At 41.6% G+C, this 22,369-nt stretch carries 19 protein-coding genes and 2 pseudogenes; 8 read left to right on the forward strand and 13 right to left on the reverse strand.

Annotated features, from left to right (window positions below):
* Positions 1 to 17: 17 nt before the first annotated feature.
* From CWC03_RS12430 to CWC03_RS12455, 6 genes and pseudogenes are all read right to left on the reverse strand, one after another.
* Positions 18 to 551 (reverse strand): annotated as a pseudogene (locus CWC03_RS12430) (helix-turn-helix domain-containing protein); the annotation flags it as partial.
* 44 nt (positions 552 to 595) lie between these two features.
* Complete coding sequence (locus CWC03_RS12435) at positions 596 to 1,459, reverse strand: helix-turn-helix domain-containing protein (protein WP_138582183.1); 864 nt, start codon at positions 1,457 to 1,459, stop codon at positions 596 to 598.
* A gap of 46 nt (positions 1,460 to 1,505) precedes the next feature.
* Positions 1,506 to 2,369, reverse strand: coding sequence for a helix-turn-helix domain-containing protein (locus CWC03_RS12440; RefSeq protein WP_138582184.1), 864 nt, complete (start codon positions 2,367 to 2,369; stop codon positions 1,506 to 1,508).
* Positions 2,370 to 2,617: 248 nt separating this feature from the next.
* The gene (locus CWC03_RS12445) at positions 2,618 to 3,238 is read right to left on the reverse strand and encodes a hypothetical protein (protein WP_138582185.1); all 621 of its coding nucleotides are present in this window, start codon (positions 3,236 to 3,238) and stop codon (positions 2,618 to 2,620) included.
* Between the two features lie 148 nt (positions 3,239 to 3,386).
* Positions 3,387 to 3,659 (reverse strand): annotated as a pseudogene (locus tag CWC03_RS12450) (helix-turn-helix domain-containing protein); the annotation flags it as partial.
* 271 nt (positions 3,660 to 3,930) lie between these two features.
* A complete protein-coding gene (locus CWC03_RS12455; protein WP_138582186.1) occupies positions 3,931 to 4,806 on the reverse strand; it encodes a helix-turn-helix domain-containing protein in 876 nt (291 codons plus the stop codon).
* A 469-nt stretch (positions 4,807 to 5,275) separates the two neighbouring features.
* Here CWC03_RS12455 and CWC03_RS12460 point away from each other — a divergent pair, with 469 nt between their 5' ends.
* The 4 genes from CWC03_RS12460 to corA all read left to right on the forward strand — a co-directional run bounded on the left by CWC03_RS12460 (position 5,276) and on the right by corA (position 8,293).
* The gene (locus CWC03_RS12460; protein WP_045988333.1) at positions 5,276 to 6,136 is read left to right on the forward strand and encodes an alpha/beta fold hydrolase; all 861 of its coding nucleotides are present in this window, start codon (positions 5,276 to 5,278) and stop codon (positions 6,134 to 6,136) included.
* A gap of 3 nt (positions 6,137 to 6,139) precedes the next feature.
* The gene (locus CWC03_RS12465) at positions 6,140 to 6,763 is read left to right on the forward strand and encodes a TetR/AcrR family transcriptional regulator (RefSeq protein ID WP_138582187.1); all 624 of its coding nucleotides are present in this window, start codon (positions 6,140 to 6,142) and stop codon (positions 6,761 to 6,763) included.
* Positions 6,760 to 7,251, forward strand: a complete 492-nt coding sequence (locus CWC03_RS12470) for a GNAT family N-acetyltransferase (RefSeq protein WP_130127647.1) — start codon at positions 6,760 to 6,762, stop codon at positions 7,249 to 7,251. Before CWC03_RS12465 ends, CWC03_RS12470 begins: the two co-directional genes overlap by 4 nt.
* An 85-nt stretch (positions 7,252 to 7,336) precedes the next feature.
* Positions 7,337 to 8,293: a magnesium/cobalt transporter CorA gene (corA, locus tag CWC03_RS12475; RefSeq protein ID WP_045988330.1), complete on the forward strand. Its 957-nt coding sequence runs from the start codon at positions 7,337 to 7,339 to the stop codon at positions 8,291 to 8,293.
* A gap of 1 nt (position 8,294) precedes the next feature.
* Here corA and CWC03_RS12480 read toward each other — a convergent pair whose 3' ends face one another.
* Together CWC03_RS12480 and CWC03_RS12485 are read right to left on the reverse strand one after the other, a co-directional pair.
* Positions 8,295 to 8,747, reverse strand: coding sequence for a GNAT family N-acetyltransferase (locus CWC03_RS12480; protein ID WP_138582188.1), 453 nt, complete (start codon positions 8,745 to 8,747; stop codon positions 8,295 to 8,297).
* A gap of 98 nt (positions 8,748 to 8,845) precedes the next feature.
* Entirely contained in the window at positions 8,846 to 10,198 is a 1,353-nt protein-coding gene (locus CWC03_RS12485) for a YncE family protein (protein ID WP_138582189.1), read from the reverse strand.
* A 174-nt stretch (positions 10,199 to 10,372) separates the two neighbouring features.
* On the opposite strand from CWC03_RS12485, the gene CWC03_RS12490 reads away from it, so the two are divergent.
* Positions 10,373 to 10,978 (forward strand): LysE family translocator, encoded by a 606-nt coding sequence (locus CWC03_RS12490; protein WP_138582190.1) that lies wholly within the window; start codon positions 10,373 to 10,375, stop codon positions 10,976 to 10,978.
* Positions 10,979 to 11,023: 45 nt separating this feature from the next.
* Here the strand turns inward: CWC03_RS12490 and CWC03_RS12495 are convergent, their stop codons facing one another.
* Positions 11,024 to 11,182 (reverse strand): YqaE/Pmp3 family membrane protein, encoded by a 159-nt coding sequence (locus CWC03_RS12495; RefSeq protein WP_010369885.1) that lies wholly within the window; start codon positions 11,180 to 11,182, stop codon positions 11,024 to 11,026.
* 102 nt (positions 11,183 to 11,284) lie between these two features.
* On the opposite strand from CWC03_RS12495, the gene CWC03_RS12500 reads away from it, so the two are divergent.
* Entirely contained in the window at positions 11,285 to 11,725 is a 441-nt protein-coding gene (locus tag CWC03_RS12500) for an MgtC/SapB family protein (RefSeq protein WP_128727444.1), read from the forward strand.
* 391 nt (positions 11,726 to 12,116) lie between these two features.
* Here the strand turns inward: CWC03_RS12500 and CWC03_RS12510 are convergent, their stop codons facing one another.
* Together CWC03_RS12510 and CWC03_RS12515 are read right to left on the reverse strand one after the other, a co-directional pair.
* Positions 12,117 to 13,823, reverse strand: coding sequence for an alkaline phosphatase D family protein (locus CWC03_RS12510; RefSeq protein ID WP_138582192.1), 1,707 nt, complete (start codon positions 13,821 to 13,823; stop codon positions 12,117 to 12,119).
* 168 nt (positions 13,824 to 13,991) lie between these two features.
* Positions 13,992 to 14,894 carry a LysR substrate-binding domain-containing protein gene (locus CWC03_RS12515; protein WP_138582193.1) on the reverse strand — a complete coding sequence of 301 codons (903 nt, stop codon included), beginning with the start codon at positions 14,892 to 14,894 and terminating at the stop codon, positions 13,992 to 13,994.
* Between the two features lie 486 nt (positions 14,895 to 15,380).
* Between CWC03_RS12515 and CWC03_RS12525 the strand changes: the two genes are divergently transcribed.
* Together CWC03_RS12525 and CWC03_RS12530 are read left to right on the forward strand one after the other, a co-directional pair.
* On the forward strand, positions 15,381 to 17,969 hold the full coding sequence (locus CWC03_RS12525; RefSeq protein WP_138582195.1) for a M1 family metallopeptidase: 2,589 nt from the start codon (positions 15,381 to 15,383) through the stop codon (positions 17,967 to 17,969).
* Positions 17,970 to 18,032: 63 nt separating this feature from the next.
* Positions 18,033 to 18,779 carry an alpha/beta hydrolase gene (locus CWC03_RS12530; RefSeq protein ID WP_138582196.1) on the forward strand — a complete coding sequence of 249 codons (747 nt, stop codon included), beginning with the start codon at positions 18,033 to 18,035 and terminating at the stop codon, positions 18,777 to 18,779.
* A gap of 73 nt (positions 18,780 to 18,852) precedes the next feature.
* On the opposite strand, the gene CWC03_RS12535 is transcribed toward CWC03_RS12530, so the two are convergent.
* Together CWC03_RS12535 and CWC03_RS12540 are read right to left on the reverse strand one after the other, a co-directional pair.
* Positions 18,853 to 19,335, reverse strand: coding sequence for a DoxX family protein (locus tag CWC03_RS12535; RefSeq protein WP_138582197.1), 483 nt, complete (start codon positions 19,333 to 19,335; stop codon positions 18,853 to 18,855).
* Between the two features lie 124 nt (positions 19,336 to 19,459).
* Positions 19,460 to 22,225, reverse strand: coding sequence for a methyl-accepting chemotaxis protein (locus CWC03_RS12540; RefSeq protein WP_138582198.1), 2,766 nt, complete (start codon positions 22,223 to 22,225; stop codon positions 19,460 to 19,462).
* Positions 22,226 to 22,369: the final 144 nt, after the last annotated feature.

Consider the following 22,369-nt stretch of genomic DNA (forward strand, 5'->3'; position numbering starts at 1 on the left):
CAAAATTAGTTGACCACTACAAATAAAAGGCTGAGCGAAAATTGAATGGTGAACGCACAGATATTCTTATGATATCCACTATCAAGAATTGGGAAAATAACATTTACCAGCGCATAAACAGCTACCGTTGAACACAAAAATACTACTACAAAGCAAAGCGTCAACAGCTGACTATTTTTGTCTTTGTAAGCGTAAAAGAACAAAACTAACAATAAGATAAATAAAGTAGATTCAAAAATAATGACGACAAAAGCCGATCCCAAGATAAGCGTAAGAATACTGCCCTTGTCCTTCATATTGTCTGGGTATAGTCGTGAGAGCGCTTCGGTATCATCTAAAATATCGGCAAGCTTGACTCTGCAGAGATCGGCAAACTTCATTAACGTACCAAGCTTGAAGGAGCTAACGCCATTAAGGTAGTTGTCTAGCGTTCGCATGCCAATCCCGAGGTGGCGACATATATCTTCTCGAGACATCCCGCGTTTATGCTTAAGACCCTTTATTAATAGTCCTATACGCTGGCTTACTTCGTACTCTTCTGGCGTTTGCATCGCCCGCCATCTCCTTATTCCGTGATTTACTTATCGACTTATTATTACGCGCTTTGGGGCTGCTGCGTATTTCTTTTCCGTGCGAGTATTCCTGCATAGAGGAGTACTAAACTGAGTAATAATGGTACGGCCTTAAGATACCTAAAGTAATCGTAAAAAAAGGTTAACTCCCAGAATATTTTAGCTTTCTCCTCGTCGATTCCTAATCGTTCCAGATTACGAATAAAGTTCTCCATTAACGCCAAAAAGTCTATAGTGACTAGCAGCGTAGACAAAAAGTAGAGAGGAGCTTCAATAAGGCTTTTTTCGAAAACAGCTGCCGATTTTCCGCGAGTAACCAATACCGAGAACATCAACCTGTACTTGAGCAGAAAGAATAGTAACAGACTTAATGATAGGTGTAGCGAATATGCGTATACGTTCTGCATATAATAGTTTTCAGCTGCTGGAAAAGCGACATAGTTTAGCCAGTAGCCACCAATATTAGTTAGCACGTAGACCACAACAAAAATAGCAACTATGCATTGATTGTTTTTATCTTTGTATGAGTAGCAAAGCAGTAAAATTAGTAAAACTAAGAAAACGGATTCAAAGAGCATAACGGAAGCAAGAGAACCTAAAAGCAATGTTAGAATACTGCCCTTGTCCTTCATATTGTCTGGATACAGTCGTGAGAGCGCTTCGGTATCATCTAAAATATCGGCAAGCTTGACTCTACAGAGATCAGCAAACTTCATTAACGTACCAAGCTTGAAGGAACTAACGCCATTAAGGTAGTTGTCTAGTGTTCGCATGCCAATCCCGAGGTGGCGACATATATCTTCTCGAGACATCCCGCGTTTATGCTTTAGACCTTTTATTAGCAGCCCTATGCGCTGGCTTACTTCGTACTCTTCTGGCGTTTGCATCGCCTCGCTACCCTTCTATTTCCATGATTTACTTATCGACTTATTACTACGCGCTTTGGGGCTGCTGCATATTTCTTTTCCGTGCAAGTACCCCTGCATAGAGAAGTGCTATACTAAGCAACATCAGCGGGGCTTTAAGGTATTCATAATAATCATAGAACAAGGTCAACTCCCAAAATATTTTTACCTTCTCTTCATCCATACCTAATCGATCTAAATTGCGAATAAAATTCTCTATTAGCGCACAAAAATCAACAACTGCTAGGATCAGAGCAAGGAAGTAAAGTGGAGCTTCAACAAGGCTCTTCTCAAATACTTCGGAAGATCTTCCTCGCGTGATAAGCACCGCAAATTTCATTCTATATTTAATTAAAAAGAGCAAAAATAAACTTAGTGCCAAGTTTATTGAAAAAGCGTATACATTTTGAATGAAGCTATTAGCAGCTGCGGGGAAAACAACGTATTTAAGCCAGTAACCAAATGCATTACTTAATGCATAAATCACTACAAAAATTGCGACCATACATTGATTGTTTTTGTCTTTGTATGAATAGCAAAGCAACATAATTAACAAAAACAAAGTGATTGACTCAAAAAGCATTGCCGTTGCAAGAGAGCCGAAAAGCAATGTAAGAATACTGCCTTTGTCCTTCATATTGTCTGGATATAGTCGTGAGAGCGCTTCGGTATCATCTAAAATATCGGCAAGCTTGACTCTACAGAGGTCAGCAAACTTCATTAACGTACCAAGCTTGAAGGAACTAACGCCATTAAGATAGTTGTCTAGCGTTCGCATGCCAATTCCGAGGTGGCGGCATATATCTTCTCGCGACATTCCCCGTTTATGCTTAAGGCCCTTTATTAGTAGTCCTATACGCTGGCTTACTTCGTACTCTTCTGGCGTTTGCATCGCCCCACATTTCCCTTTAACCAAACCACAAAATTAACCCAAACATTACATTTTGTTTAATATAAAAACAAGTACATGTTCAGGTTGATTGATGTAAAAGTGGTATAGGATCTAAATGGGCATAAACTACATAACATTGTAATTAACACATAACTAGGAGAGTCAAGCGCCTATGTTCGCTTTAATTATTACAAGAACATAAGATAAAAACACAGTGTCGGAAAGATACTGTGTTTTAGGGTTTTCAATTAATTTTGGATTGGCTGTCTTTTAGTTCTAACCACTAGCCCAACGTACAATAAGGTAATACACAGCAACATGGGAACACCCTTAAGATACTCAAAGTAATCGTAAAAGAAAGTTACTTCCCAAAACGTCTTAGCGGTTTCTTCATTTATCCCCATTCTGTCCAAATTACGCAGAAAGTTTTCCATTAATGCTAGAAAGTCTACCGATGCCAAGATTATTACTAAGAAATATAGGGGTCCCTCAGCATAGTTTTTCTCAAAGACTGAGGCTGATTTTCCGCGAGTAAGCAAGACTGCGACTGTCATTCTGTGCCTGAGCAAAAAAAGTAGCAGCAAACTAAGTAATAAACATACAGAAAAAGCAAAAGTATTACCTATAAAATAATCATCAACAGCCGGATATATTAAAGTTTCGAGTACAAACATAGCAACTGAGGAAAGAATAAAAACGACTGCAAAGCACAGTGTTAACAGTTGACTGTTAGCATCATTTTTTGATAAAAACACCAATAAAACCAAAGATAAAGACATTATGATTTCAACGATTGGCGCACTAGCCATTGTTACCAATACAGCAGCAACTACACTGGTCGAAAAAGCTAATTTAAATAAACTTTTCATACTTCCCTCCTAATTTACCGGCTCTTGCTTTGTTTCTGCATTGGCAACTCTTGGACCTCCATCTTTAGAAGTTCCAACACCTCCAGAAACCAATTTACACAATGAACGGCTAAGGGCTATTTTTATCGGCTTTTTCTGTGCAGCCTTCATTGTTCTTTTCCTCACTTTTTTCTCCGTACAAGCCAGAGAGCTTATCTGTATCTTCTAAAATATCTGATAACTTTACTTTACAGATTTCAGCAAACCGAAGCAATGTCCCAAGCTTAAAGGAGCTAGAGCCATTTAAATAGTTATCAAGGGTCCTGTCACCCACACCTAAACGCCGGCTAACCTCTTCTCGGGTCATCCCTTTTTTGCGCTTTAGCCCCCGTATCAGTCGGCCGATACGTTGGCTTACCTCATATTCTTCTGGCGTCTGCATCGCCCCACCATATCTCTCAATCACCCCAACCAAGTTAACCAAAAGTTTACATCCAGTTAAATATAAAGACAAGTAGATGACAGTACTATTTTTAGGTGCATACTCGTAAAACAACCCAAAACAGAAACAAACTTATCATTATATTTGAATTTTTGGTATCAATTGATTTAAGCAACTCTTTCTAAACCTGCTTATTTGTTATTTTGCAGACCATTAAAATCAATAATTAAAAACACACAGATTTCTCTATTTTTATGTGAAAATCTTCACATTATTGTGTAGGCGCGGCATTTGCTTTGTTTAAAACCTGCTTACGGCGCGCTGTTATTCCTGCGTATAAAACAAACATACAGAGCAGATAAGGCACTGCCTTAATATAAGCAAAGTAATCAAACATAAAGGTCAGCTCCCAAAATGGTTTGGCAACTTCTTCATCTATACCTAAGTGCTCTAGGTTACGGATAAAGTTTTCCATCAATGCGGCAAAATCAATCAAAGCTAACGTACATGCGAGTGCATAAAGCGGCGCATCTACTTGGTTCTTCTCAAAAATGCTGGCTGAATTCCCTTTGGTAAACCACGCACCTAAAAGCATTCTGTATTTGATCATTAACGCCAGCAGTAAACTCAGTAAAAGTTGAGTTGCAAAAGCATAGATATTTTCAATGTAATAGCTTTCAATAGCTGGGATCAATACAAATTTAAGCCAGTAAACAACAGCGATTTCTAACGAAAAAGCAAATATAAAAATTGCAACAATGCTTTGGCTATTCTTGTCATTACGCGCATAAAACAATAACAAAATAAGAAAAGCAAATAAGGTAAATTCAAGGACCAAAACGCCGACAAAATAGCCCGTAAATAGCAAAAAGATATTGCCTTTGTCTTTAATATTCTCAGGGTACAAGCGCTTCAGCGCCTCGGTATCATCCAAAATATCAGCCAGCTTTACCTTGCAAAGATCCGCAAATTTTAACAATGTCCCAAGTTTAAATGAGCTCACTCCGTTTAAGTAATTGTCTAACGTGCGCGAGCCTATACCTAAACGTTTACAGACATCTTCTCGGGTCATACCTCTGGTACGCTTTAACCCAAGTATTAACCTACCTATCCGCTGGCTTACCTCATATTCCTCTGGCGTTTGCATCTGTCCACCATTGTTTTACGTTAGCTCCCTTGAAATTAACCCAAACATTACATTTAGTTAAATATAAAGACAAGCTTCTCTCGATAAATTGCAATGAAAAAACAATAAAACACTCAATACTCCGCCAACTTTACGTAATTTGAAACATTTTTATCGTTTTTCACGCTTAACCGTTCTTTAAAGACAAACCTTATTAAGGGTACACCCCTCATAACCGTGAGTAATCCGCAGCTGGCGTTTTAAAAAGATCGCTGGGTGAACCAGCTCCTACGAGGAGGTGTGGAGTCAGTATAAGGTGCTTTGGCAGCGGTTGGTGCCTTATAAAGATCGCTGGGTGAACCAGCTCCTACATGGGGGTGTATCGCAGAGTAAACCAGCTGCAATATTAAAAGGTGATTGTTATGCTTTACAAAAAAGTACAAGTGTTCTATTTTAATAAAAGTACAAGTGTTCTTTTTTAGAGGTCAGGATGAAATTCAGCTACTTTAACGACAAAGACGGGTCGCTTATTACCAAGATAAGCCGGGGTGTCACAGGGCTTATGTGCACGCTTGCGCCACCTATTACTTCGAGGTTAGGTCAGGTATTACTGATGAGCCCGCATGGTAAGCGTCAATATCAGTTTAAAAATAAAAAACCCAATGGTGAGTTCAATATTCTGACCTCGCTTGGTCGCGTTCATGTAAACGTGTTTGGCCTTGGTCCGAAGACCGTTGTATTAAGTCATGGTTGGGCCGATAACAGCAGTTGCTTTGATACCTTGATCCCAGAACTCGTTGCGGCAGGGTTTTGCGTGGTGGCGATTGATCATGTTGGCCATGGGCAATCTCATGGTAAGCAAGCCCATTTGCTGGCTTTTGTTGAAGCGCTGGATACCCTGATTGAAAAGCTAGAAGCCGATCGCCATGATATTGTGGCTTTGGTGGGCCATTCTATGGGCGCTGTGGCGCTGATGAACTTACCGGATTATCGCCTAGAAAATCGCGTGGTTATTAATGTTGCAACTCCCGTGCAGTTTTTTGAGCTGATGTTTGAGCGCGTCGCGCGAGCGGGCATTTCTGAAAAAATGCTGCACCAAGTGTTAGGCGCTATCACCACAAGATATGGCACGCATTGGCACTTGATCCGAGATAAATTCCACGACGGTGTACTTAAGTTTAAGCCGACATTTATTCACGATACCGAGGACCGATTTGCGCCATTTGAACACGTAGAGTCGCTTATCGCAGCCGCTCCTGAGCGTTTAATCCAAACCTCAGGCCTTGGACATCGCCGCATTTTAGGCGATACTGGCGTTATTCAACGTATTACTCAAAGAATAACTGCATAAGTGATGAATAAAGGCGAGAGAACGAGACAAACCATTTTAGAGCAAGGTATGCGCTTTAGTAGCCAATATGGCTTGATAGAAGTCACTATTGGTTCTATGGCAAAGCTTTGTGGCTTGTCTCGCAGCGGGCTTATCTCGCATTTTGACAGTAAAGAAGATATGCAGTTGGCGATCCTCGATTACTGTGAAGATCAATTTATGCTGCATGTCGTCGCACCGGCACGACACCAAGATCCTCTTGTGCAACTCAAAATGCTCTTTTCTATATGGGCAGACTGGACTCGTGAACTATTTAATGAGCCACACTCAACTTGTCCGTTTATCAAAGCGTTGGTTGAGTTTAATTGCCATACAGACAGCCCTATTCATACCAAAGTTACCGAGCAACATAACCGATTATTTAGCTATATTAAGCATAAAATCGTGCAAGGGATAGAAAGCGGTATTTTTCATCCTGAGCTTGATGCACAGTGCGCGGCGTACGAGCTATACAATTTATATCTAGGCCATGCGATAGCGAAAAATACGGTACTAACAGAACATGCCAGCGAGTTGTTTAAACGTAATATTGAGCACTTACTTGAAAGTTATCAAGCTGAGCCAAAAACACGGAGCGTATCTGCATGATTGAAATAATCTCTACCCCAACCCCTGATATTGTTGAGCAGCTTACTGAGCTATACATCGCGACTTTTTCAGCGCCGCCACGCAATGAGGAAATAGACCAAGCAGCCATTCGCTTGCTTATGGAAAAGGAAATCGAAGAAGGCGAAGTACGCGTTATTTTTGATGGCTCAACAAAGCAACTTATAGGCAGTTTGTCGCTAGTGCCAATCGCCCATTTTAAAGATAAGACGCGCTTTGATCTTACATCAGGCCTATATATTTCGAACTTTATGGTTGATGCAAATATTCGCGGCAAAGGAATTGGCAAGCAATTACTGCAAGACACCTTAGTCGCTACTTGCCAACCTATCCACACTCGTTGTCGAGTAGATGCCTTAGCAGTGAATCATTTATTTCAGCGCCATGGTTTTAAATTGGTTGCTAATTACACAACAATCATGAATAACTCGGTTGCGGCACGTAATATCTACACCTATCAAGCTGAATAATCTGCGGATAATCCCTGGATTGTCATTGTTGATTAATACATTCACTCTTATACTTTGCCAAAGAGTCGTCGTGTAGAGTAATGAGATGCTGAGGTTTTTTTCGATTGAACACGGTGTAATTTCCGAAATGGAACCAAGCACCGACACCCCGATTGAAATAGCAATCAAAAACGCCCATTGGATAGATACTATTAATCCCACTGAGGAGGAGCGAGTTGCCCTGGCAAACACGCTAAATATTACCCTTCCTGGTGCGGATGATGTAGAGGAAATCGAAGCCTCTTCGCGCTGTTTTATCGACAGCGAAGGTCTGCATGTACACGCTTTGTTTATGTCTCCCAATGACGGGCGTTTTAATACGGTGACCGTGGCCTGCTTATTACAAAAAAACTGCTTATTAACCATTCGTGATGACGAACTTGCGGATTTTAGGTTGCTGCGACTGCGTGCGCGTAAAGGGCAAGTGGCGTGCGATAACCCAAAACAGCTGTTAGTGACTTTGTTCGACCAAAAAGTCGAAAACCACGCGGATATGCTTGAGGATATGCACCACCAGCTTGAAAAGCTCAGTGCCTATGTGCTTGAGGAAGAAGACTCAGATCTTGAAGAAGCCGTTAGTCGTATTTCAAGGCTAGAAGATGCCAACGGTAAAGTGCGCTTATGTTTGATGGATACGCAGCGCAATATCTCGTTTTTAATGCGTCATGTGGGGGTGCAATCTGAGGAGCGAGAAACGCTACGGGAAGTCACACGAGATATCGAAACGCTAATGTCGCACTGCGCCTTTCTCTTCGATAAAGTGAATTTTTTGATGGACTCTACGCAGGGATTTATCAATATCGAACAAAACCAAATTATTAAAACCTTTTCCATTGCCTCTGTCGTATTTTTGCCACCCACTGTGGTTGCCAGTGTGTATGGAATGAATTTTAATAATATGCCAGAGCTAAACTGGGCCTGGGGCTACCCTTTTGCCATTGCTATTATGCTGCTGTCTGGTTTTGCGCCTTATCTATTCTTTAAACACAAAGGTTGGCTTTGACCTAGAGGTGTAGCTTCATTTCCAGCAGGCAAGGTGTAAATCCCGCTTTTTCATAAGCGCGAACTGCTGCGGCGTTACTACAGTATACATCAAGGTAAAAGTCGTTGACGTTTTGGGTTTTACACCAAGCGATTAAGTGCTCCATGATCTCTTGATTCAAACCTTTACCACGATGCTCAGGTGTTACATACATAAAACCAAGATAACCATGCTGCGTATGTTGTAGCTGCTGTTTCGATGCTCTGATCTGCACATACCCTGTTGCCACTATTTGCTCTGACACTTCTCCAACAACCACTAACGTATTCGAACAAGTGAGTAATTTCTCAAGATCATAGTATTTAGCGTCTTGTAATTTAATTGCTGCGTTATACGGACGCTCCGCTTCAATCACTTGCTGTTCTAAGTCTAGAAGTGTGGTTAAGTCGTTGATGGTGGCTGCTCTAATTTTCATATTTTTCCTTAAAAAAAGCCACCTTAGCTTAACTAAGGTGGCAAAGCCACTATCTACAGTGTTAAAAATTGTCAGGGACTACATGAGTTAGCTAAGTATTAATGGTCGTGAGACTCCTCTGCTGCAATACCAAGCCATACTAGTTTTTCTGGTACGTAATCTAGTTCAAACGTGTCTACTAATTTGGCTTCTTCTAAATCAAACTTTTTGATTTGTTTTGCAATTGGGTCGCTCACATATACCGCTTGCTCTGAATGAGAGAATGTAATTTGGAAACCGTGACCTTCTGGCATCGTAGTTAAATCGGCATCGCTAACTTGTACTTCACCTGCTGCTTCAAAATGGTGCTCACCATCATGATCATGACCGGCAAAAATGCTGAGCTTACCTGCTGTATCCATCACTACAACATGCTCACCCGCAAAGCTAAATCCAAAGCTCGCGATGCGATAGTTATCACTTACTTGCCATTCAAGCTTTTCGATATGGCCATGCTCTGGGTCAACCATCAGCACATCATTACCTGCTAATGCGATAAATTGCTCTGCATCATGGTGACCTTTAAGGGTACGAACTCGCTGCCCGTCAGCAAAGTAATCTGGATTGGCGAGTTTTACTGCACTGAAGCTTTCGCCTTGCTGAGTGATAACCGCAACACCGTCACCGCAACCAAATGCCACTGCTTCTTCATTTTGTGCGCTGCCGTGAAGTGCTGGACAGCTTACGTTAAATACTTGCTCTTGATGGAAATGGTCACCATGCGCATGATACAAACCAATTTGCGAGGGTAGAGAAGTTTCAGTTTGAGGGTCTCTGATCGTACTAATTAGAAATTCGCCTCGAGCTTGCGCTGCACCGTGCATGTAAGTGTCATAATGTAGCGCAGCGACTTCGCTTTGATCGCCGCTAATATGCGCCTCAGTGAACATCGCGGCACTGGCATTTTGTTGGCTGTCTTTGTCGCCATCAGAGAACACAGCAATACCCGACTCACCCACTGTAACATGTGTTGGCTTCACTGATTCTAAATGGAACGAAGTAAGTGCAGGCGCTTCTTCATGAGTATGGTGATGGTCGCCATGTTCTTCCTCATATAAACCACCATCAATAAATTCCACTAAACCTTGGTCTCGTTGTACCAACACAGCAAAGCGGTGATTTTCAGAGCTATATACATATTTTGGATAGTGGGTAACACCAATTGAGTCAATAAGTGATTTATCCGCCGTTGAGTACACATTCACAACGTTACTATCTGCACTAGTGACTATCAGGCGACCATTTGCGTCTGTGATCGCATCTCCATGATCGTGATCATCATGACCATCGTTATCGTTACCATTGTCTTGTGTTGGCGGGTCTACTTTTACGATTGTATGTTCAGTACCACCACAAGCGGAAAGAAGAATTGCGGAAATGGCAACTGCCAAAAGTTTACCTTTTAATACCATGAGAGAGATCCTATTTATATTTATGTTATACCATAACTTTAAATATGTTATCTTATCACAAATATAAAAACAACATCCCAGCTATCCTTCTATTGACTATTTAACACGCAACCCCAATAGTGAACTAATAATTCGACAACGACAAAGCTATCAGTAGGTAAAAAGGACTGTTTAATGGACTATTTGGTTGCCATTACCTTATTTGCAATTGCATCTTCCGTAACGCCCGGCCCAAACAATATTATGGTAATGACGTCTGGTGTTAATTTTGGCTTAAGGAGAAGCATTCCACTGCTAAGCGGTATTTGTGTAGGATTTTCGATTATGCTTTTGTTAGTCGGCTTAGGTTTTGCGCAGCTTTTTGAGTTATTTCCTAATTTGCACTTTATTTTAAAGTGCATTGGCGTCATTTATCTTCTATATCTTGCCTACCTTGTCGCGATGTCTTCACCTACAACTGATGCAGACGCAAGCTCTCAACCTTTTTCGTTTTTAAAAGGCGCACTATTTCAGTGGGTAAACGCAAAAGCGTGGATTGTGGCAATAGGTGCTATTTCAACTTATACCTCCACTGGCGCAGATTTTATGAGCCAAAACTTGATGATCACCACTGTCTTTTTATTGGTGTCATTTCCTTGTGTTGGGATCTGGTTGGTGTTTGGCTCATCACTCAAGTACGTGTTAAAAAATGAGCAAAGCCTTAGGTGGTTTAATGTTGTGATGGCTGCATTACTTGTACTCTCAGTAATGCCCATCGTGCTGGAGATCTTTGCAGGATAATTCCCTGCAAAGATTACCGTGTTATTATTACTTGTTGTCCGTTTTTTACCGACGGGCGATCACCCACACAGCATGCACAATTCCTGGTATATAACCCAACAAAGTCAGCAAAATATTTAACCAAAAAGCCCCGCCAAGACCGACTTGTAAGAATACACCGAGCGGTGGAAGCAATATTGCAATTATGATCCTCAATAAATCCATTGTTCTCTCCTAAAAGTTATAGACGCTTTCATGTTGCATGGGTTATGCCAACTCAAAGGAATGCCTTTTGCATTAACCCAACAACAGTATAGGAGATAAAAAATGCCAGATTGGATTAATCTTGACTTAGCACTCATTTGGTATCACTTTTACCAAATTATTTTTGCGTTTTTACTTACATTACCTTTGGCTATTAATAGAGAAAGTCGCTCTGATAGCGCGGGGCTTAGAACATTCCCATTAGTCGCTATTTCCTGTTGTGCATTTATCTTAACAAGTATGGATGTTTATGAGTCACACGAAGCGCAAGCAAGAGTAATGTACGGTGTTATTACTGGAATTGGCTTTATTGGTGGCGGCTCGATTGTGAAAAATGATAATTCTACGCATGGCACAGCAACCGCTGCAGGTATTTGGTTAACCGGGGCAATAGGGATCTCAAGCGCATATCAACGATATGAAATCGCAATTGTATTAAGCGCGGTCGGGTTTTTGGTATTTCGCTTACTAGAACCTTATAAAAAGCCTTCGAGTTCGCAATAGACTTACGTTGAACCTTTCGTTCTTTTGCTCGATACTTGACGCTTGAGCTCTAATTTTTCACCAAAGAAGTATTCGTAAACGATAACAGAAGTAAAATAGAAAAACCCGAACACACTGATGTCAATTAGCAATTTACCGAAATCAAAGGGATCTTTGAATAAAAAATATTCAAAATCAGTAAGGTAAAATACTAATTTAGTCAAAAAAAGTGCGGGTAAAAGTGAAATAACAAATTTCAAATTAATGTCCTTTTAATTTGCCTGAGGTACCATCCGAAGTGCAGTTTACCTGCTTTCTTTCTAGATTGCACGCAATATACATTTTATTTCGATAGTTTACAAAGGGTTACTATCTTATCAACTGAGCGCTAGACTCAGCTGATAACGGAACATCAAAACTTGATAATAGTTGAAACTGCTTCCTCGCTTGCCGTTTCAATAGACATTTTCAGTTCACGATTTTGCCAATCAATGTCTATCAAGCCGTAGTTACTTCCGGATTTATTAATCAAATGGCGGTTAGATGTTGTCAACTTTGCGATGTCTTTGCTTAATGCACCAACTCGTCCGGTTGGAATACTGGCACCTGCTGGCGCACAGTTGCCCCATTCACCCTCAATACCTTTTTGGTTATCATCCACTTGGGTATAACACCAAGGCTTATCGTTGTCTCGCGTGATACAACCTTGATAGGTTACACCTGCATATTTGAACGGTAACTGACATGCTTTGGCAAAATTGCCATCCCCTTTGTCATCTGCGTAAATCGGTAACCTTAATGGGTTTTCGATATGATAAGGCCAGTTTTGACCAAATCCTGATGCCGTCACTTCGTAGACGTTAACCGCTTGACCATATGTGCTGCTTGCTGGAATAGTCTTTTGCAAAAGCTCTCCCCAATGTTGGTCGCCAGACAAAAACACAACGGCCTTTGTCTTACCTTCGTTCACTGATTTCTGTACCAACCTAAGCAAACGCTCTCTTTGCGCTGGCATTTCAGCCCAAGACTCATAACTAGTACCAGACATATTTGTTTCTTCTAACGACGCGATGGCAGCATTAAAGGTTTTGCCGTCTCCATAAGCACAGTAGTTAGTTTTACTTCTGCCTTGATGCAGCGGAGGCAGTACTTGAATGCCGCTTGCAATGAGCTTAATTTCTGATGGCTTTTGTAACTCTTGCTCAAGCCATTGCCACTGCGCCTCTCCCAATATGGTGCTACTTTCACCTTCACACGTTCCGTAACTTGAGAAGGTTGGAGAGCGGAAGTAACGGGCATCCAATGTGATCACATGTGTGGTTTCGCCCGAGCCACCCAGCATTTTGGCTTCGTAAATACCAGCCTGACCGCTTAGTCTTGGGTCAGCCTTATCAACATCAAAGTGACGTAAGTATTCTTTCTGTGCGTTTACTCTCTGTGGATAATGTTTGCCTTCATTGTTCCAACCAAAATCGTGGTCATCCCAAGTCGCCATCACTGGGATCTTAGCCTCTAAAAACTTGCGATATTCACTATTGTTCTTTTTATCATCGTACTTCTGGCGCATCACTGCCATATCGGTGGTATCTGCGTAGATATTGTCCCCTAACCAAAGAAATAGGTCCGGTTGTTGACCAATTAGTTTAGCGAGCGCTTCGGGCATATCTCCTTTGGTTTTGAAACATGAGCCAAGCGCAACTCTATCTAATCGCTTACTTTGTAGGGGCTGAGTGTGAGCTAAAAGCGCTGGCGGCGCTTCTGGTTGGCATTCTTCCCAGCCGCCTTCTTCAACATAGCACCAAGGTGCGGTGTGATTTCGGGTTGTACAGCCATAAAATTTTTCACCCTGATACTCAGATGGCGTTTTACACGCTTTTCCGGTTACTGTTTTGAATTCTGGGATGGTTTCTGTTCTGACATGACCCCATGTTGCGCCTTCAATGCTTTGTTTTAAATAGCACCACTGCGAACCTGAATTATTTTTATCCGTCGTCCCTTGATACTGTGCGGCTAGATAGTTAAAAGTGGATTTACAAGACTCGTAGTGAACTTCAGGTTCTGCATTGGCGACGCTGCTCATGAGCATCAACACGGCTGGCGTGAGAGTGTAAGTTTTCATCGTTTCCTCGGTATTTGAATGTTGGCATCCTTGCTAGTTTTCCTTGCGGGAACGGAGTCTAATTCGGCAATGTTAAATTTTAGTTTAATATTTATTTCAAGTTCACATTTACTTCTGCATCGATGAAATAATACGAAAGAAGCTCAATTAAAGAGTCATAACTAGACCTTATGGCAAGTGGTTAATAAGCCAATCAACAAATACTTGGATCCGAGCGCTTTTTGGTGAATAGGGATCGAATAACACATAGCGTTGCCATACCACAGGGTGAGGGATATCAAAAAGCTGCACAATAAGTCCAGCTTGTTGAAAGTCTAAAAATAGCTCTTTGGAGACGATTGCAACACCTTGGCCTTTAAGCGCCGCACTCAATGCCATGTCATTAGAAGAGACTCGAGTGTGTGGGCCTTTGGCACAAATACTTGAACCGCATATCCCCTGAGACTCAAACCACTGCTCCCAGCTTACTTTGTCATCGTCGTGGTGAATAAGGTTGCACCTTGCTAAATCACTCGGAGACTTAATTTGCAGCGCTTCTTTGTAGCTTGGTGAACAAACAGGATAGTTGCTATCTTCCCCCAGATATAACTGCTCAAGTCCGGCGGGACACGCTAACTCTCGCTTAGTAGAAAACCGGATCGCGATATCAATATGATTTAAACGAATATCTTCAAAGCGATTAGAGCCAAGCACCCGAATTTGGATGTCGTCATGAGCTTCGTAAAACGAGCTTAGGTTAGGCATTAGCCATAAAGAGCAAAAAGACTGGGTTGACGTTATGGTCAAGCTACCAGCCAATTCTTGCGTTTGAATTTGATTTAATCCCCCAATAATGCGCTTAAACGCACTTTGAGTAGACATTAACAACACTCCGCCGGCTTCAGTTAAATGCATGTTGCGGCCTTTTCTTACAAAAAGCTTAACTGCAAGTGCATTTTCCAGTTGCCGCATTTGTTGACTTACTGCCGCTTGCGTAATATTCAATTCGAGCGCAGCTTGAGTGTAACTTTGGAGCCGAGCTGCACTCTCAAAACAGCGTAGTGCACTTAAGTGCCTTAACCTCTTATCCATAAGCTCAACTTATATTAATTGTAATTAACTATCGTTGGTATCCTGCCATATTTTGACCCAAGATACAGTCATAAATTACTTAACCTAAACTCAGGTTACTCACTATTACAACAGGAACAACAATGAATTATTGCAAACCAAAGCCGAAGTCATGGTTATTACACTGGTTAACCATAATCGGAGCCTATCTGAAGTTAGAACACATAGTGAAATATAAGTAGTGTCAATATCTGGCAACATGAGCAAGTACGGTGGAGTCTATTACAATTTTTGTTACACAAAAAGTCGACCACTAATACAAAACAGCTCATTGAAATAATTAAATATTTTTAATTATTACTGGATAGTGAACCTTTTCCTCCGCTCTTTTTACAGCAAGTTTTGTTAAAGTAAATGGAGCATTATGCTCATTGTATGTTGTTCACACCTAGTGACAACATACAGCACATTGATTACAACAATAACAAATATGGATAAAGGATTTTTATGCTATCGAAATCTCTGATATGCAGTGCTATTTTACTAGCTACTAGCGCTTCTGTTTATGCTCAACCTAATGCTGAACTTCATCGTTTAGCCACCGTGGCTAAACCGATAGAACAAGCAGTCACATTTAACTTAGATCCTTCTAAAGAGCGCTTTTCAGGGCATACGATTATAAAACTTGAGGTGCTCAAAGCCACTCAGTTTATTGAGCTCAACGGATTAGACTATGCAATCAACACTGCTGAGCTAGTCGGAAAAGCATCGTGTGCGCTCAGAGATAAAATGCTCGAAACCGGTAAAGTGAGATTGAGTTGCGAAAAAACACTGCAACCGGGTCGCTACACGCTTACTATTGACTATACCGCCCCTTACAATCGTAATAGCGTCGGTCTTTATAAAACCATAGACAATGGCGTGCCTTACTTATTTACTCAGTTTCAGATGAGTGATGCAAGAAGGGCAATACCAACGTTCGATGAACCCGAGTATAAAATTCCATTCCAACTCACTATTACCGCCCCTGACGATCAAAAAGTATTTGCTAATACGCCTGTTTTAAAGACCAAAAAGTCAAATGGCATGACCACCCACTACTTCGACAAGACGCCGCCCCTTCCTTCTTACTTAGTTGCCTTGTCCGTTGGCCCATTCGAAGTACTTGATGTTAAAGGGATGTCGGTTCCAGGTAACATTATTACCCCACAAAAGAAATCAAATCTTGCCGCTTATTCCATCGAAAACACGCCAAAGATACTCAAAGCACTTGAAGACTATTTTGACTTACCCTATGTCTATAAAAAACTAGACCAAGTCGCAGTCCCTGAATTTCCGTTCGGAGCAATGGAGAATGCAGGCCTTGTCACTTATCGAGAAGATATATTACTTATCGATCCTGCAACGTCGACAAGACAAGCCCAAACTTCGCATGTGAACGTTATTGCTCATGAACTTGCACACCAATGGTATGGTAATTTAGTTACGATGAAATGGTGGAATGATCTGTGGTTAAACGAGGCATTTGCCACTTGGATGGCTGCAAAGATCACACTGCAGCTGTTTCCTGAACTAGAGACACATTTATCCTTATCTCAACACAATGCAATGCCCTATGACGCTCAAGCAACTACCTCCCCGATCCGCAAACCAGTTATTACAGAGTCTGATGTAACAGACGGCCTGGGACTTGCGTACAGCAAGGGTAGCGCGGTGCTTTACATGGTTGAGCAGTGGCTGGGGGAAGAGGTATTCAAGCAAGGCATGCGCAATTATATCCGTAAATTTGCTTATAAAAATGCAGAAGCCAAAGATCTGTGGAATGAGCTGGGTAAAGTGTCTAATCAAGATGTGGCAACAGTGCTAGATTCATTTGTATCACAAGCTTCTTTTCCACTTTTGACGATTAAATTAGATGGTCAGAATGCCACAGTATCCCAACAACGCTTTGTAATAAAAGGACAAGAAGCGGCTGCACAAGCTTGGCATATCCCCGTTACACTGCGCTATGGTAAAGGTGACAAAACGGCCACTAGGACAATACTTCTAGACTCCAAAACACAACGGATTAAATTAGACTTTGAGCCTGAGTGGATCTTACCAAACGACAATGCGACAGGTTATTACCGCTGGGATCTTTCTGAGTCTCAACTCGCAAGCCTAATATCACATGCCCCAAACAAACTAAACGAGCGGGAGAGATTAGACTTACTAAGCAATGTTGACGCGCTGATGGAATCTGGAAAAATAAATGCCAATGCGTTGATGTTAACACTCAGTGAGTTTATTAACGACACTCACCCCAAGGTAGCAAAGGCCGCTCTTACTCAATTACTATCACAACATAAACAGTATAAAGACGACTCAAATAAGTTACTTTGGAAGAAACTTTTTACCACTTATGTTGAGCCTGCGTTTTCTCGATATGGACTTGAGGCAAATGCAAATGAACCAGCTGCCACATCGGAAATACGTGCAGCATTGATTAGAGCACTGGCTTTCGAGACAAAACATCAAACCATTATTACGCATGCAAAAAAACAGGCGAATTTATATTTAACGTCACCTGATAAAATTGACCCCTATTTGGCGAGAAGTTTCCTACAAATTGCTGCTTACTACGGTGATGCCGAGCTGTTGAAGTCATACAAAAGAGTATTTGAAACTACCAATAACCCAACTCAACGTACTAATCTATTACTTGCAATGGGTTATTTTGGTCCAAAGGAATTGCAACAACAAGTACTTGATTATGCGCTAAGCGAGCATGTAACAGCCTCTGACTTTAATTACATATTAAGTGGGAATAGTAAAGGCGATGAACGAAAAGCGCTTTATCAAAAGTGGTTTTATCAGCACTTTGATAGCTTAAAGGAGCGTTTCCCACCTTTTGCAAAGCCACAGCTACCTTTTTACCTATTTACGTATTGTGATGCGGATGCATTAAAACAAGCTCAGCAGTTTTTTGAACCGATGCAAAAAGAAGTAGAAGGCTTAAGTAAATCACTCAAGCAGCTGGAACTGGCGACAAATACATGCATTATGCAAAAGCAAAGAGAGCTAGCTTCAGTAAACCAATTTTTGAATAACCTCTAAAAGACTCCAACCAGTTGTGGCGCTTTTGGCCTTTGCCGAGCGCCACTATTTTCTAGGATAAATATGTTACGTTCATTTTTATTATTGCTATGTCTACCATTCACTTTGGCCGCTGAAACCGTGATGGATCCCGCTCGTGATAGAGTAATTCCTGTAGAAACTCATCAGCCACCCAATACCGATAACTGCTCAACTACAGCGCTTTGTCCCGTTGCACTGCTAAGCGCCGGCTATGGTGTCTCTCATACTGAATATCAATTCTTGGTCAAGACGCTAAACCAAGCAGGATATTTGGTTATTACTGTAGGCCATGAGCTTGCAACTGATCCTCCTCTCTCCGTCGAGGGGAACTTATACGAAACACGCGCAGAAAACTGGCAGCGTGGCGCTGATACGCTAGTGTTTATTCGCGATTACTTTAAGCCAAAGTTCACCACCTTTGATTTTGAGCACATCCTTTTAATTGGCCATTCTAACGGCGGTGACATTTCAGCATGGCTAATCAATCACGGCGCTAAATTTGCGAATCATATCATTACACTAGACCATCGCAGAGTGCCATTACCGAGAAGCCTTGATGTAAAGGTATTATCGATACGAGCAAGTGACTTTCCAGCGGACAAAGGTGTGTTGCCAAGTCGTGCAGAAAAGCAAAAATATCAGGATTGTGTTGTCACAATAGCGAATGCAAAACACAACGACATGACTGACGACGGTCCGAGCTGGCTAACAGAAAAAATAGCACAAATTTTGGCTGGTCATTTAGCTGGTAAACCTTGCCTAGAGAATGAGAAAGTAAAAGGCCAATAGTTGAAAAATGCTGAAAGAGGAGCGGGTAAATCTCACTCCTCTTTTTGTTTATATGTTCTATTTGAGCTGAGCTTCATTTAATTTCAGCCACAGGCATTGATAGCGGTTTTACACACATAAAATAGGCCCAAGCAATCAATATGATTTGCAGTGGTGCTCTAATTAGCAAATAAACTGGTCCCCACTGATGTCCTCCCAAGCCAACGCTGTTGAGCGCGGCATACACATTTGCAGGGAAAAACAGGATAAAAATGGCAATAGCCGCTTTTGCTGTAGGCAATTGATATTTAGGTACAAATAACATAATCGCTACGACGAGTTCGATGACACCAGTGAAGTATACCAAAGGAAGCCTATACGGCACCCAACTAGGTAACATTTCTACCATTCCCTGCGCTTTTACGATATGGCCAATAAAAAAGAACATAAATGCGATACCAAGACCCCAACAGGCAAGCGTTGTTGTGTCTACCTGTACGCCTTTCATCTTTGAATAGATGATACCAAGTAATAACGGGCTGCAAAGTAACAGTATAATGATGATAGGTGTAACCATGGTTTATGCTTTATCCCTAAACATTGTTAGCGGCTAAAAAGCCACCGAATTAGTCCAATCATGTCACGTGACGTTCCTAAAAACAATAAAGTTAGCAGCCGTATATACTCGATTTTGCTGATCTTTAGCTCACCACTTTCATCAACTCCGCTTTAGTCTTGCCGATATCAAACTGTTCAACCATCTCTCGCAATTCATTGGCTTTACTCAACAGTGACAGCCCCGATGCATTCGTCATCTCAACCAAAGTATTGTTTTGTTGTGTGATACCATCAATTTGTTTAATCGCTAGATTAATTTGCTCAATACCACTTGATTGCGTATTGCAAGCCTCAGCGATAGTTTGCACTTGCGATGCAAGTCCATACACACTTTCCACGATGGTTTTTAACGTCTCACCGGATTCTGACGCCAGCTTAGATCCTTGCTTCACTTTGATGTTACTGCTTCCCAACAACTCAGAAATGTCTTTTGAGGCGCTTGCACTGCGCAGTGCTAAATTTCTCACTTCTGAGGCAACGACCGCAAAACCTTTTCCTTTTTCTCCCGCTCTTGCAGCTTCGACGGAAGCATTCAGCGCTAATAAATTAGTTTGAAACGCAATAGAATCAATAACTTCAATGACAGTAAGTATTTCTTTAGCGCTCTTACTAATTTCGGTCATTGCCTCAATCGTTGACTCAACTACCTTGCCACCTTGCTGTGCTTGCTGGTTCACTTCAATTGCCAACTGATTAGCCGATTGCGCGTTACTGGCGTTTGAGTGCACGGTTTCGGTGATTTCGCCGACTGATACTCGTGTTTCTTCAATAGATGCGGCTTGAGAGGAGGAACGTTCACTCAACTCTTCGATACCTGTGGTGATCTGCTGTACCGAAACCGTGATAGATTCTCCCATGGCTAATAGCTTTTGCATCATATTAGCTAAGTTGCCAACACTGGTATTCACTGATTGCTTCAACAGCGCAAAATCGCCCGCATAACTTTTTTCAACTTGGCGAGTTAAATTTCCCTGAGACAACCCGTCCATCACATTCATGCACTCCGTAAGAGGCGCTTCAATCGAGTCCAGCGTTTCATTCATGGCTGTAATTATGCTGGCGTATGCGCCATGGTGTTTACTGGCGTCTGCTCTATGATGCAAGTCTCCTTCGCTGGCCGCTTCAGCAAGCTTTTCGGCATCGGTTAACATCAATTTTATCGCACAAACACAAGCAAAGAGGCTTTGATAGATGCTATCAAACTCTCCTTTATAACCATCATTCGTTAAGGCGGGTAACTCTCCTTTTGCGATACTTTCTAGATACCCGCTAGTAAGGGCTACGGGTTTAGAGACCGCATCAAGCGTTTCATTAACACCGCGAATGATTTTCCGAAATTCCCCCTGATGCTTGGCTTCATCTGCGCGAGTAGAGAGCTTCCCTTCTCCTGCGGCGGCAACTAAGCTGTAAGTATCTTCAATAAGTAACGATAGTGATGAGGTGGCGCGCTGTAAGGCCATATGTATTTGCGCAAATTCGCCCTTAAACTCACCGTTAATCTGCTCGGGAATTTCTCCTTTTGAAAGCGAAGTAAGATATTGTTTTGTTTGACTAATAGGTTGCTCAACAGCATCAAGTAGTTTGTTAAGTCCGCTGGCTATTAATTTCATAGAGCCAACGTATCCCTCAAGGTTTATACGTTCACTTAGTTTGCCATCGGAAGCTGACTTAATGAGCTGCTCAACCTGTCGCTCTGCACGTCTTGCCTGGCTTAAATCCTTAAATTCAAATACCGTACCTAACACCCTACCATTTTGATCGGAAACTGGGTTGGCGGTTACCGCAATAATTATGTCACCTACGCACCACTCCCACTCTAACTGACGTACTAATTGACCCGCAGCCTGGTGCAGTGCTTTAGAGCTGTGAAGTAAAGCTTCGGGAATTGGATGATTAACGGCTTCAGTCGGCACACTTAACGCAGCGCGGTAACGATCAAATAAAGAATCACATTGTGCATTTACGTAGATCACTTGATTACTGTCATCACATAAAAGCACGGGCGCGGCCACGTTATTTAGCGCATAACGGACCCGTAAGTTTTCTTTTGCTTGTAGCTCTAGCTTTTGAGTCGCATCAAGTAAACTAGTTTGCATTTGCCGTAGATTTGTCAGTAAGTTACCTATTTCATCATCACTGTGTACAACGACTTTGTTGTCTAATCGACCACTCGCAATTGCCTTTGCCACATCAGATGCACGGCGGATTGGACGAGTGATTAAATGCTGCATATACCAAGTCAGTAATCCTAAAGTCACAAGCGCAACAATGATGAGTCCTAGGGTACTAAAGAAGATAAGTTGGTTTTTTGTCGCGACAATTTCACTCGTTCTCGTGTCTACTAACGCGTTAATTTGCTCATTAATTTCAAGTAAGTAAACACTTGCTTGGCGGTCTATTCCACTCACTGACGCATCAGCAAGGTTAATATCAAAGCCTGAACTTTTGAATAGTTCCAGCGCTTCACGATATTTTTGTCCTAAGGTGAGGTGTTCTTTTTGATATTCACGCAACTTGTTTTCTAAGGTGGATGGTAGCGAGTGTGCTGATACGATTGAGCTGAGTTGTTTTTGTACCTCAGCTTCTTTGGTTTCAAATCTCGACCAATATTTATTTAACTGAGCAGGATCTCTCCCTCTAATAAGCACATTTTTCCACTCTTGTACTTGAGTTTTAAAGTCATCAAGTACTATGTTGATTTGCTCTCGAGCAGTCAATTCATTGTCTATCATGCTGTCATACTGCTCCGCGACGCGTTTCATCACCAAAACAGTGATCATCGCACCGATAAGCATTACCACTAAACCCGCTGTTACCGCAGAAATAAGTTTTGCCTTAACACTTTTCATTCTGAGTATCCCTAATTATGAAAAGATTGTTACATAAAGATAGAACAGGAATAGTGGTGCCACAAATCAATGCAGAATCAAGGGTAAAAAACCGTTATTGCACTTTGACTTACAATGTAAAATTATGACATTCGTCATCATCAC

The sequence above is a fragment of the Pseudoalteromonas sp. S2755 genome (assembly GCF_005886535.1).
Taxonomy (GTDB): domain Bacteria; phylum Pseudomonadota; class Gammaproteobacteria; order Enterobacterales; family Alteromonadaceae; genus Pseudoalteromonas.